The sequence below is a fragment of the Mycolicibacterium cosmeticum genome (assembly GCF_000613185.1).
In the GTDB taxonomy this organism is placed as follows: domain Bacteria; phylum Actinomycetota; class Actinomycetes; order Mycobacteriales; family Mycobacteriaceae; genus Mycobacterium; species Mycobacterium cosmeticum.
The window spans coordinates 1,040,753-1,053,762 of record NZ_CCBB010000003.1 but is presented as its reverse complement, the minus strand read 5'-3'; the positions used below and the strand labels follow the sequence as shown (position 1 = coordinate 1,053,762).

The window sequence follows — 13,010 nt, the reverse complement described above, 5'->3', positions numbered from 1 at the left end:
GTGTGACTTTACTCAACCGCCCCGTCGCCCGCGGGCCGCAAATGCACAATATCGGCCGCCGAAACCACTTCACTGCCGCTCTCGGTACCGATGCGCAGCCGGCCCTGCCCGTCGATGGCCTCGGCCGTGCCGACGATGTCCCGGCCTCCCGGCAACTGGGCACGCACCCGGGCCCCCAACGTCGCGCTGCGGGCGCGGTAATCGTCGAGCAGCGCGTCGGTGTCACCGGTCCGCCATTGCCCGATCCGCTCCCCCAGCCGCGCCAACAACGTCCGCACGATATCGGTGCGATCCGCCTCGACCCCGAGCTGATACACCGAGGTGGCCTGCGGCTGGCCGATCTCCTCGGGCCGGACGGCGACGTTGAGCCCGATCCCCAGCACGATGACGGGTTTCGGGGAGGCCACCTCGGCCAGGATCCCGGCGATCTTGGCGGTGCCGATGAGCACGTCGTTGGGCCACTTGAGCCCGGCGTCGATGCCCGACGCGGACAGCGTGTCGACGACCGCGACGCCGGCCAGCAGCGGCACCAGACCCCAGCGCTGCTCGTCGACGCCGTCGGTGGCGATACCCACCGACATGATGATCTGCCCATGCCGGACACCCGCCCAGGACCGCCCGCCGCGCCCACGACCGGCGGTCTGATGCTCGGCCAGCAGCACCGCCCCGGCTATGTCGTCACCGTCGCGGGAGCGTGCGATGAGGTCGGCGTTGGTGGATCCGGTGACCTCGACGATGTCCAGGCGGCGCCACGGTCGCGCCGCGGTGTCCTCCGTGTCGAGTGCGGCGCGCAGCGCCGCGGCGTCCAGGGCCCGCGGTTCAGCAGTCATCGCGCACCGGCTGGTCGGCGAAACGTTTTGCCATCCAATCCAATTGGGAAGCCAGGTCCACGTCTCCATGCCCCTTCCCCGGTTCGAACTGCACCGTCACCGTTCCTCCCATGGCGCATGCCTTCGCGATCGCTGCGGCCGTCCAGGCCGAGTCGACCAGCGTATCGGCCCCGCCGTACCAGACCGACAGCGGCGCCGACAGCGGACGCTGCGGCAGCGCCCAGTCACGCAGCAGCCGGCGCAGCCGGTCGGCCGCGGCGGCGTCGCGGGGCGCGACGAATTCGGGGCGCAGCTGCGCGCCGGCGTCGCCGCGCTGATAGATCTCCGGCGCCTGGCAGGCGGTGAGCACCTGCCAGTACTTGGTGGCCGCACCGGACCGGTAGTCGTCGCGGTTGAGGTCGGGATGCCTGCGGGCCAGGGACTCCACGATGACCGGCATGGCCAGCAGCTGGTCGGGGGTCAGGGTGTGCGCCAGCGCCTTGTCCACGAACCCGGACACGTCGGCGGCCGGTGCGGCGGCCACCGCCCCCATCAGGGTCAGTTCGGCCGCGTACCGGCCGGCCTGCTCGTCGGCGGCCCAGGTCGCCGCGCCGCCCTGCGAGTGGCCGAACGCCATCCAGGCCGAAGACACGTCACCGAAGGTGTGCCGCAACGCCCGTACGCTGTCGATGATGTTCAGGCCTGCGGTGCGGGCATCGAGATACGGGTGGTTTCCCTTGGTGCCCAAGCCTTCATAGTCGGCGACCGCGACGGCGAAACCGCGGCCGGTGAACGCGGTGACGAACGGCAGCAGGCCCATCATGTTGTCGGACAACGACGGTGCGCAGGGCCCGTCGATGCCGAGCGTGCCGTGCCCGACCGCGACCACCCGCCAACCACCGGGCGGCGGGGTTCCCGTCGGGACGAACACCGACCCCGACACGACGGTCTGCTCGCCGGTGTCCCCGTTGGTGGACCGGTACAACACCCGCGCGGCCCGCAGCCCCCGCGCCTCGATCCTGCGGGTCACCCCGGGCATCGTGGTGGCCGACACCAGCGTCCCGGGGCCGGAACCGCTGCGGTCGGCGCTCTGGATGGGGGCCGGCGCGCCGCCGGAGGACGGGAAGAGGTTGAGATAGGCCAGCCCGACCGGCACGGCGAACGGCAGAAGTGCCACGGCCGCCGCGATTTCGGCGACGACGACGGCGATCAGTGCGACGGCGACGATTGCGCGCCTGATGCGGCGCGGCCGCCGCGTGTCGGAGGGGATTCCAGGGGTTTCAGACACGGACCGCGGCACGAATCCACGCTACCGAAGCCGCGGCGGCGGCCCTGGTCAGTACGCGCCCACCCCGCCCAGCACGGTCCGCACGGTCTTGAAGGCGATGACGAGGTCACCGCTGATGGACCAGTTCTCCACGTAGGACAGGTCCAGGCGGACCGAGTCGTCCCAGGACAGGTCCGACCGGCCGCTGACCTGCCAGAGGCCGGTGATACCGGGCAGCACCAGCAGCCGGCGGCGCACCTGATCGGTGTAGGAGTCGGCCTCGCTCGGCAGCGGCGGGCGCGGGCCCACCACGCTCATCTCCTTCTTCAGCACGTTGATGAACTGGGGCAGCTCGTCGACGCTGTAGCGGCGCAGGATCCGGCCGATCGGGGTGACCCGGGGGTCCTGCCGGATCTTGAACAGCACGCCGCCGTCCATCTCGTTCTTGTCGGCCAGGCTGGCGACCATCTTGTCGGCGTCGGCAACCATGGTGCGCAGCTTGATCATCCGGAAGGGCTTGCCGTCCAGGCCGATCCGCTCCGACAGGTAGAACACCGGGCCGCGGCTGGTGAGCTTGATGGCCAGCGCGCTGGCGAGCAGCAGCGGGAAGGCCATCAGCAGCACGGTCACCGCCACACACACGTCGAAGGCCCGCTTCTGCAGCTTCTTGGTGCCGCTGTACTGCGGCTTCTCCACGTGGATCAACGGCAGGCCGGCCACCGGGCGCATGGTCAGGCGGGGGCCCGCGACGTCCACCATGCCGGGCGAGACGACGAGGTCCACGCCGAGTCGGTCCAGTTCCCAGGACAGCTCGCGCACGCCTTCGGGTCCGAGGTGTTCGGTGGCGGTCAGCGCGACAGTGTCGGCACCGACCTGGGCGATGGCCTCCTCGACCTGGCCCTCGTCACCGAGCACCGGCAGCGCGCCCACGCCGGGCACCTCCAGGGTGCCGCCGCCGGGCCGGCCGGTCAGGCACACGCCGACCACCGAGTAGCCGTACCACCAGGTCCGGTCCAGCGACTGGACCAGGCTCTTGACGGCCACCGGGTTACCGACGGCCAGCACCGAGGTGACGCACCGTCCGCGGCGCCGGTAGAAGTTCAGCACGCGGCGGCAGCCGCTGCGCCCGAGCATCAGGAACACCAGGCCCAGCGGGAAGGCCAGCGCGAGATAGCCGCGCGCGTACTCGGGCCGGAAGATCATCAGGGTGACCGCGACGACGCCGATCGTGGACAGGGTGGCCGACAGGACGCGGCGGTATTCCTCCATGCCGGCGCCCACGACTCGTGGCGACCGGGACCGGTACGCCGTCAGCAAACCAAGCCACATGAAACCGAAGATGACCGAGAGCAGGCCGAAGTACTTGGTCAGCGGATCGAAATCGGTAACTGGCCGGCCGAGGCGGACCATTTGGGCGCAGGCCATCGCGGCACCGACCACGAAGACGTCGGTGATGGTCAGGGCCAGAACGTAACGACGCTGCCAGTGCAACCCACCGATACGAGCAACGGCAGGTTCGGCACGTTCTACGGCGACTGGCGCTGCCGTCTCTCTCACAAGAGTCACCTGGAGGTCCACCTTCTTTGCTGCGCCAGTCGAGCGTTGTTGCTCGCAGACTATCGCGGCTCGCCTAAACTATCGCTTTCTTTCGCGTAAGTTGCAACATCCAGCGCGTATTTTTCGCTGTGTGAGCGATGTCGCACCCACCCTTTTCCGACCGTTGCCCGCCGCCGAGAACGACTTTGCGCGCCAGCCAACCAAGGGGTTGGTTCCGCGCCGTGCGAACAGTGCGATCTAACCACGAACCACGCCCGGCGGCCGGATAAACCGAGGACAATATTTACGTTGCCGTCGAATCCTGTCAACTGTGGTGACGACGTTTGCGTTGTACCAACTCTTGTTGATATCGCAAACGCGATCCCGGGCGTACCGCCACGATGCAGCTAACAGGCAGCCAACGGGGCACCTCGTGGGCACTGACCTGCGGCTCAGGCAGCCGCCGGAGACTCAGGCACAGCCGCCGGAGACTCAGGCACAGCCGCCGGAGACTCAGGCACAGCCGCCGGAGGCGGGGGTGCCGTGCATCCGGTCGAGCAGCCAGCCGAACTGCTCGCCGACGTCCAGGTCGCCGTGGCCGTGCTCGGGCTGGAATTCGGAGATCAGCTGCGTGCCCATGGCGCAGGCGGCCTCGATCGCGTGGGCGGTCCACGCCGGGTCGATGTACTCGTCCTCGCCGCCGTAGGTCACCGACAGCGGGCCGGTGGCGCGCTGCTGGGGCAGCGCCCACGCACGCAGGTGGTCACGCAGCCGGTCGGCCGCCGCCGCGTCGTGCGGGGCGACGTCGCCGGGCCGGATCTTGTCGATGACGGCCTCGCGGTCGCGCACCGCATCACCGGCGCATGCGATGAGCACGTCCCATTTGTCCGCGACGATGCCGCGCCGGTAGTCGTCGCGGTTGATCGCCGGGTCCAGCCGCGCAATCGACTCGATGACCAGGACCAGGGCCGCCGACTGTTCCTTGCTCAGGGTGCCGTCGACGGCCTTGTCGACCAGGCCGGCCACGTCGGCGGCCGGCGCCAGCGCCACCGTCGCGATCAGGTTCAGGTCCGGGGCGTAGCCGCCGGCCAGCTCACTGGCGGCCCACACCGCCCCACCGCCCTGCGAACCGCCCCAGGCCGCCCATCGGTCGGACACGTTCGGAAAGGTCTTGCGCAGGGCGCGCACCGAATCGATGATGTTGCGGCCCGCCGTCCGCGAATCCAGGTACGGGTGCACCCCGGGCGCGCCCAGGCCCTGGAAGTCCGCCAGCGTGACCGCATAGCCGGAGGCGATGAATTTGTCGACCACCTCGGCCATGCTCAACAGCGAGGCCGACAGCGACGGCGCGCAGGGCTCGTCGATGCCGACGGTGCCGTGGCCGAGCGCGATGACCGGCCACCCACCGGCCGGCGCGTCGCCCGGCGGCACGAACACCGACGCCGACACCTCGGTGGGCGCGCCGGTGTCGCCCTCGGTGGAGTGGTAGACCACCCGGGCCGCGTTGATCGCCGCGCCCTGCGCCCGCTTGTTGAACTCGGGCATGGTGCTGGCGCTCACCAGCGCACCCGGATCCTGTCCGCCCAGCTGGGCGCCCGCCACGGGCTGCGCCCCCGTCTCGGCGCCCTGACCCACCGGCTTGGCGTCGTCGCGCCGGATCACCAGCACGATGCCGATCACGACCACCACGACGACGGCCAGGGCCGAACCGCCCCACCACAGCTTGTGGCGCATCAACTCTTCCGGAATCGCTTGACCAGGCCCAGGCCGGGTTTCTCGACCAGGTAGTAGGTGGCGGTGGAGAGCAGGATGGTCACCGCCGCCACGACGGCGATATTGCGGAACATGCCACCCCAGGTGTCCCCGGCGGCCAGCCCGTAGCGGCCCAGCAGCAGCAGGATCGGGTAGTGCCACAGGTACACCGACAGCGAGATGACGCCGACGAAGTGGAACGGCTTGTAATCCAGGAAGCTGGCCAGTTTCGAATTCCCGCCCCACGCCAGCGGCAGCACGATCAGGATGATGAAAACGGCTGAGACGAAACCGATTCCGGCCGTCGCGAAGGCGCTTCCGGTCATGGTGATCGCCAGCGCGGCCACCATCGCGACGAACAGTCCGGGGATGGACAGCAGCCAGATCCGCTTGGCGGCGCGGGGGCCGACGACGCCCTGCTCGATGGCGACGAACAGGATGGCGGCGAACATGCCATACGCGAACAGATCGGCATTGGTCAAGAAGCTGCGCATGAACACCGCGGCCCAGTTCGGACCCCAGTTCTGCATGGCCACGCTGGTCTCCCCGGTGGCCTGGAACACCAGCGGCGCGAACAACCGGCCGATGACGCCGAGCACCAGCAGGATGGCCGGGGCCAGGCAGGCCAGCGTCAGCGGCGCGACACCGGTGCGCTTACGCAGTCCGAACAACAGCATGCCGAGCAGCGGCAGCGACGCGTAGAACGCGATCTCCAGCGTCAACGACCAGGACGGGCTGATGCCGGTCTGCACGTACTCCGGGACGTAGGTCTGGGTGAGCGTCAGGTTGGCCAGCAGCTCCCACGGATCGGTGATCATGCCGGTGCCCTGATCGGTGCCCAGCTGCTGGGTCGCCGAGTTCTGGATGTAGGCCACCTGCAGCACGAAGTTGCAGATCAAGAAGATGACCAGATAGCCGGGGAACACCCGGAACACGCGGTGCAGCGCGTACTGCCGGGTGTCGGGCATGGTGGCCTTGTCCGCCGGCTTGGTCAGCTTGCGGATATAGGGCAGGAACAGCAGGAATCCGCTGAGAACGAAGAACAGGATGAGCGCCAGGCCCAGGATGTCCAACTTCGCCTTGTGATGCACGATCGGCGAATACGCGATCCCGACGTGACCGGCGACCACGGCCAGGCAGCCCAGCCCGCGCACCCCGTCCAGGCCGATGATGCGCCGGTGCGTCGGCGACGTCGCCAGCACCTGCGATTCGATGACGGGCTGGGCGTCCTCGCGGGCGGCGTTGGTATCTGTCATGGCGTTCTCCGGGTCGTCGCGTCCGGGTCAGGTGGTCTTCAGGATCGAGGGTCCACCTTCGACGGTGCACGTGTTGTCGGCCGGGGCGTCGGCGAACCGCTTCTGCACCCAGTCCAGCGCCACGATGGGGTCGAAATCGCCGTGATGGCGGCCGGCCGCGATGAACGACGCCAGGGTGTCCCCGAGATCGCAGGCCCGCTTGACGGCCTCCTCGGTCCACTGCACCGGAACCGTCTCGTCGGCGTCACCGTGCACGATCAGCATCGGCGCGCTGGCCTGGAACCGCGGCAGCCCGCTCATCCGGTTCAGGTAGCCGCGCAGTTCGTCGGTGGCCTGCGGGGTGGCCGGGCGCAGGTCGTCGGGCTGCACCTGGTTGGCGATCTCCAGGCGCTTCTGCGCGTCCACATCCGAACAACCGGTCAGCAGATCCCAGTTCTCCTTGACCAGTCCCCGGCGGAAATCGTCGAGATTCAGGTCGGGAACCTGGTTCTTCAGGGCGCGCAGGAACAGCGCCAGCGCGACGGCCTGCTGCGGTGTCAACCTGCCCTCGGCGGCGACGTCGGCCAGGCCCGTCACGTCGGCGGCCGGCGACACGCTCACCGAGCCGACCAGCCGAGTATCCCCGGCACCGTAGGTGTTGACCAATTCGTTTGCGGCCCAAGAGGCTTGGCCACCCTGGGAGACGCCGAAGGCCACCCACTTGTCCGACGTGTCGGGGACCAGCTTGCGGACCGCACGGGCCGCGTCGATCATGTTGTGCCCGACGGTCGCGGCGTCCAGGTACGGGTGATAGGTGTCATGGGTGCCCAGGCCCTGGTAATCCGGCACCACCATGACATAGCCGAGCTGGATGAGGGCGCGGACCGCATCGGAGAACCCGAACAGGGTCGGCGACAGCGAGGGTGCGCAGTCGGGCTCGACGCCGGTGGTGCCGTGCCCGAAGACGATGACGGGCCAGCCGCCGTCCGGCGGTGCACCGTTGGGCGCGAACACGCTGCCGGAGACCACCTGGGGGCTGCCGTCGATCCCCGAGGTGGACGTGTAGGTGAACCGGGCCGCGACCGAGGAGACCCGCAGCATGCGGCGGTCGATGGTGTCGAACTTGGTGGCGCTGATCAGCGTGCCCGGCCCGGAACCCGAGTAGTCGGCGGGCAGCTGGATCGACGGCTCCCCCGAGCCCGCCGGCGGTTGCGCGGGCTTGGCCTGCGAGCAGCCCGCGATCAGGCCGGAGGCCAGCGCCACCGAAGCCAGGACCGCCGCCGCGGACTTCCAACGTCGCATCCGCAACTCTCTCCTACGCATTACCGGACATCGCCTGCTTGGCGATGTGATTCAGCTGTGCCGGGGTCAGCACCTTGTCCCGGGTGATGCCCACCGCGAGCACCAGGATCAGGCTGAGCGCGAAACCCACGCCGGCGCCCACCGCGACACCCTTGAGCATCGGCGCGGGCACCCTGGTGGCCGTCGTCGCGGCGTCCACCGGCACCAGTTCGGCGATCGGGCCGGTGTACTGGATCGGGTCGGTGGGCTGGGACTGCGTCCATTCCAGCTCCCGCGAGATGGCCATCAGGTTGGCCGCCACCGCGTTGACCAATCCGACCGCGCGGCGCGGATCCGGATCGGTGACCTTCACCCGCAGCAGGGCCGAGTTGGGCCGGCCGAACCGGTTCACCCCGCCGGGCTCCCAGGTGGCCGAGGTCTCGGCGATCAACTGTTCCGGCGTCATCCCCAGACCCGGGATCTGATCGATGGTGCGCCGGGCCACCAGATCCGACTGCGCCAGCCCCACATAGGTGGCGATGCGGGCGTTGGCGCCCATCCCGCCCGCGTAGGCCGAGAAGGTGGCCGGGTCACCGGCCACCTGCGCCATCAGCAACACCGACGCCTCGTAGTCGCGGTCGCGCAGCAGCTGCTGCGCCCCGTACGCCGCACCCGCCGAGGCCAGCGTGGCGAGCAGGATGACCAGCCACCCGCCGGCCATGATCTTCAGGTAGTCGCGGAACCGCGGGACGTCGACCGGGGCTCTCAACTTCGGCCCGCGCAGTCATCCGGCGGTGGGGCGATACCGGCCAGCCGGTCCATCAGCCAGGGCAGGGTGTACCCGCTGTCCAGATCGGCGTGCCCCTTCCCCGGCCCCTTCCTGATCTCCATCGGGCTGCCCATCGCACAGGCCCGGTCCAGGGCCCGCTCGAACCATTTCTCGTTGACCAAGGTGTCCTGCGTGCCGTAGCCGACGATGATCGGCGTCTCGATGCGCGCCTGCGGCACGGCCAATTCCTGCAGCCGATCCCGCAGCCACACCACGTCCTCGTAGGTGGCCGGTTTGAGGTCGGCGTTGGTCATCAGCGAGCGCACCCGGGCGATGTCGTCGAAGTTCGGCGGGATGCAGTCCAGCAGCTCGTCCCAGTTCTGCGCGGTGGCACCGCGCCGGTAGGCGTCCAGGTCCATCTCCGGGTGGAACCACTTGAGCGACTGCAGCGCGAACACCATGGTGATCCGCTGGTCCGGGGTGAGCGTCTCGTTCCAGGCGGCGTCGGCCAGCCCGGACATGTCCGCGGCCGGCGCCATCGACACCGTACCCAGCAGGTTCAGGCCCTTGCCGTAGCTGGGCGCCTGCTCGGCGGCCGCCCAGACCGCCAGGCCACCGGCCGAGTGCCCGTAGGCCAGCCACTTGTCGCTGAGGTCCGCGCCGACCCGGCGTGCCGCGCGCACCGAGTCGATCACGTTGAAGCCGTAGGTTTTTGCGTCCAGGAACGGATGCTGGAAGCCCTCGACCCCGGCGCCCTGGAAATCGGTGACGGCGACGGCGAAACCCGCCTGCACGAACACCGACATGGTCCACTGGTTCAGCGGCAGGCTGCCGTACAGACTGCTGGCGCATTTGTTCAGCACGCCCTTGGTGCCCTGACCGAACGCCAGGATGGGCCAGCCGCCCTTGGGCGGGTTGCCCGGCGGGATGGCGATCGCACCGGACACCTGGGTCGGCGAACCGTCGACCCCGGACGTGGACCGGTAGACCACCCGCATGTAGGTGGCGTCGTCCTGGTCGAGCAGGTCCGCACCCTTGAGCGGCTCCACCGAGATCAGCGAGCCCGGACCGTCGTCGGTCATATCGGGCGGGGACAGTCGCGGCTTGCCGTTGAACGGCGGCGTGAGGGTCTTGATCGCCGGCGTCTCGTCCGGCGGTGGCGGTGCGGCTGCCGGCGCACATGCCGACACCAGGAACACCACCGATGCGGCGGCCACCAGCAGGGCGGCCGTCCGCGATACCAGCGTGGACACCGACTTAACCCGTGGTCTGCGACCTGGCGAGGTGGCGTGCGCCGTCCTCATCCGGACCGTCCTGTGACGCACCCTGGTCACCGGCGGCGTTCTGCTGCTTGCGGTGTCCGGTCAGTTCCCGGCGATGGCCCGGTTCGCAGGTGGCCACCACACCGAGCACTCCCGCGTGGGCGGTGTCGAGCACCTTGAGGGCCTTGCGCAGCGCCGAGGACTTGGTGTGGCCGATCCGGCCGAGCACCAGGGCCCCGTCGCCGAGCGCCGCGGCCACCGCGCCGTCGGAGTACTTGGTCAGCGGCGGGGTGTCGATGATCACGTAGTCGAAATGCCTGCGCAGCACCTCGAGCACGCGCGGCACCGCCTCGTCGCCCCACAGCTCACCGCGCACCGTCGGCACCGGTCCGGCCGCGAGCAGCGAGAAGCCGCGGTCGGCGACGTCGATGACGGTCTCGGAGATGTCGTGCTGGCCGGCGACCAGGGTGGTGAAGCCGTTGGCTGCTGCCCGGGCGGTGTCCTCGGGGGCCAGTTTCAGCAGCGCCGGCAGCGACGGGTTCACCAGGTCCCCGTCGACCAGCAGCACGGAGTGGCCGGCCTCGGCGAACGCCACGGCCAGGTCGACCGCGGTGGAGGACCGCCCGTCCTGCGGGGACGGGCTGGTGACCGCGATGACCCGGGGCTGCTGCCCGCCCGGGGTGCGGGCGAACTGCACGTTGGTGCGCAGTTCCCGCAACCGTTCGACGGCGGGCCCGCCCGCGGCGATGTCGATGACACCGTCGCGGCTGTCGTCCTCGATCAGGGTGCCGAGCAGCGCCACGCCGGACACTTCCTCGACGCGCTCGCGGCGGCGCAGCTTGGTGTCCGACGCCCCGATGGCCAGGGCGATGAGCACGCCGACCAGCAAACCGCCCACGGCACCGGCCGCGATCCGGGTGGCCAGGCCCATGGACGGCACCAAGGTGCCGTAGCTGGCCTCGTCGACGATCACCGCACCCGCCGCGGCCTCGCCCCCGCGCCGCGACGTCTCCAGCTCGGCGGTCACCTTGACCAGCTGATCGGCGACGGCGTTGGCGTACCGCTGCGCCGCGGCCGGGTCGGCGTCCTTGACGGTCACGTCGAGCAGCACGGTCTGCGGCATGGGCACCGCGGTGATCTTCGCGCGCAGCTCGTCGGTGGTGATGGGCGCCTTCAGCTGGTCGACGGCGCGCACGGCCACCTGCTCACTGGTGGCCAGGCCGGCGTAGGAGAAGACACGTTCTTGCGAGAACAAGTTGTTCTGGTAGGCGTCACCGACCGAGGTACCGCTCTGGGTCGTGACGAACAGTCGGACGGTCGATGCGTACTGCGGTGTGGCAAACAAGGTGGTCAGGTACCCCACCACGGCTCCGATCGCCAGTGCCCCCACAACCACCCACCACAGCCTGCGGAAAATGCGCAGGTAATCACCGATGGCCAAGAAGCACTCCCATTCGCTCTCAGTCGAGACAACAGTGCAACGATAGCGTCCGCGACAAGGTTGCACACCGGATGCCGGCCGCACCCTGGTGGCACGTCCAGCGAAACCAATGCAAGGATAGTTAAATGCGTGGCGGGTGCAACAATGCAGTGGACATCATTGCCGGATGAGGGCGGGTCCGAAATGAATCTGGGCGCGATATCCCGGCGCGATGTGCTCATCGGCGCCGTAATCATTGTGTTGGCCGCCGGCGTCGGCGCCGCCGCCGCGGTCGGCGGGAAAATCGCGATCTTGGGCGTCGCCGCGCTGCTGGCGCTCGCCGTCGGTGTGTACATCGGGCTGCGTCATCCGCTGTGGCTGTACTGGGGCATGGCGATTGCCATCGGCGCGCTGCCGTTCGGCTACTTCCCCGGTGTGCACGTGCCGCTGTACCTTCCGTTCGCCGCCGGGGCTTTGCTCGCCGCGTGGGTGCACCCGACCGCGACCAAGCGGTGGCCGACGCTGGCCAAGGCGGTGCTGATTCTGGTCATCGTCTCCGGCATCGCGATGGTGTGCACCTACACCTCGATCGTGAATGTCATGGACTACACGAAATGGGCCATCGCGACATCCGCGTTCTTCGCCCTGCTCGCGCTGCCCGCCGAACATCTCGCCAAATTCGGCCGCATCTTCGTCTACGCGGCGACATTCAATGCCGCATTCGGTATCGCGTCGGTGGCAATTGGCTCCAATCAGATGCTGCTGCAGCCATTTCGGCTGTTCGGCTATGCGGTGGCCAACACCGAGCGGTTCTATTTCACCGGCGGTGTCTCGAATCTGCCGCGCACGGACCGGTTCGCCGTGGGTATGGGCAGCCAGAGCTTCACCCGCCTCGGCGGCCTGTGGCTGGATCCCAACGCCGCCGGAATCGGCCTGGTGATCGCCTTCGTCATCGCGATGATCCTGCTGGTGGGCTGGCAGCGGGCCGTCGCGGTGACCATCCTCGGCCTGGCCATCGCCCTGACCCTGAGCCGGTCGGCGATCGTCACCACCCTGGTGGGCGTGGCCCTGGTGTTCCTGTTCCACAAGATGCGCTCGCGGGATCGCCAGTTGCTGGTGGGTGCGCTCATCGTGGCGTTCACGACGGCCATGCTGGTGCCCTCGGTGCGCACCCGACTATTGGGCACTCTGGGCTCGAATGACGCCGGCGCCACCGACCGCATGGACTCGATCCGCGAATTCCCCGGCCGCATGAGCGGGCATTGGTTGTTCGGCTGGGGTTGGTCGCAGCGCGAATTCAAAGACGGCGCCTACGCATTTATCCAGAATTTCGTCTCCAATGCTCCGCTGATCGCCATCCACCGCGCCGGCATCTTTGTCGGCATCGCGTTCATCGCGATGGTGATCATCGGGTGCGTGATCGGATTCCGGCTGCTGCGAGCAAACTCGTTACCCCGCGCTCTGTATGGCGGTGTCTTTATCGGTTTCTCGGTCGTCGCGTTGAATCTGGATCACCCCGTGGTGGTCATCCCGCAGATCGTGTTCCTGTACACGATCTTCCTGACCTTCCTGGCGTACGCCGACGAACTCCGGCAAACGGCCCAGGTGGTCGAGACCGCGCCGGGCGCGGCGCGGATACCGGCCACCGCGGCCCCGGCCCGCGCTCCGGGTTAGTCGCG

10 protein-coding genes are annotated in these 13,010 nt (G+C 69.0%); 1 reads left to right on the top strand and 9 read right to left on the bottom strand.

Annotation, left to right across the window (positions count from 1 at the left end):
* Positions 1 to 8: 8 nt before the first annotated feature.
* From BN977_RS24230 to BN977_RS24190, 9 genes are all read right to left on the bottom strand, one after another.
* Positions 9 to 830: a biotin--[acetyl-CoA-carboxylase] ligase gene (locus BN977_RS24230; protein ID WP_036402105.1), complete on the bottom strand. Its 822-nt coding sequence runs from the start codon at positions 828 to 830 to the stop codon at positions 9 to 11.
* Positions 820 to 2,109 (bottom strand): lipase family protein, encoded by a 1,290-nt coding sequence (locus BN977_RS24225; RefSeq protein ID WP_234709662.1) that lies wholly within the window; start codon positions 2,107 to 2,109, stop codon positions 820 to 822. The genes BN977_RS24230 and BN977_RS24225 overlap by 11 nt, the downstream gene beginning before the upstream one ends.
* A gap of 36 nt (positions 2,110 to 2,145) precedes the next feature.
* Positions 2,146 to 3,642 (bottom strand): sugar transferase, encoded by a 1,497-nt coding sequence (locus tag BN977_RS24220; RefSeq protein WP_081664539.1) that lies wholly within the window; start codon positions 3,640 to 3,642, stop codon positions 2,146 to 2,148.
* A 483-nt stretch (positions 3,643 to 4,125) separates the two neighbouring features.
* On the bottom strand, positions 4,126 to 5,346 hold the full coding sequence (locus BN977_RS24215) for a lipase family protein (RefSeq protein WP_024454779.1): 1,221 nt from the start codon (positions 5,344 to 5,346) through the stop codon (positions 4,126 to 4,128).
* A complete protein-coding gene (locus BN977_RS24210) occupies positions 5,346 to 6,620 on the bottom strand; it encodes an acyltransferase family protein (RefSeq protein ID WP_024454778.1) in 1,275 nt (424 codons plus the stop codon). Before BN977_RS24210 ends, BN977_RS24215 begins: the two co-directional genes overlap by 1 nt.
* A gap of 27 nt (positions 6,621 to 6,647) precedes the next feature.
* Entirely contained in the window at positions 6,648 to 7,901 is a 1,254-nt protein-coding gene (locus tag BN977_RS24205; protein ID WP_024454777.1) for a lipase family protein, read from the bottom strand.
* 13 nt (positions 7,902 to 7,914) lie between these two features.
* Positions 7,915 to 8,649 (bottom strand): YveK family protein, encoded by a 735-nt coding sequence (locus BN977_RS24200; protein ID WP_036402099.1) that lies wholly within the window; start codon positions 8,647 to 8,649, stop codon positions 7,915 to 7,917.
* Positions 8,646 to 9,902 carry a lipase family protein gene (locus tag BN977_RS24195; RefSeq protein WP_024454775.1) on the bottom strand — a complete coding sequence of 419 codons (1,257 nt, stop codon included), beginning with the start codon at positions 9,900 to 9,902 and terminating at the stop codon, positions 8,646 to 8,648. The genes BN977_RS24200 and BN977_RS24195 overlap by 4 nt, the downstream gene beginning before the upstream one ends.
* 4 nt (positions 9,903 to 9,906) lie before the next feature.
* Positions 9,907 to 11,352, bottom strand: coding sequence for a tyrosine-protein kinase domain-containing protein (locus BN977_RS24190; protein ID WP_051561863.1), 1,446 nt, complete (start codon positions 11,350 to 11,352; stop codon positions 9,907 to 9,909).
* Between the two features lie 183 nt (positions 11,353 to 11,535).
* Here BN977_RS24190 and BN977_RS24185 point away from each other — a divergent pair, with 183 nt between their 5' ends.
* Positions 11,536 to 13,005: an O-antigen ligase family protein gene (locus BN977_RS24185; RefSeq protein ID WP_024454773.1), complete on the top strand. Its 1,470-nt coding sequence runs from the start codon at positions 11,536 to 11,538 to the stop codon at positions 13,003 to 13,005.
* Positions 13,006 to 13,010: the final 5 nt, after the last annotated feature.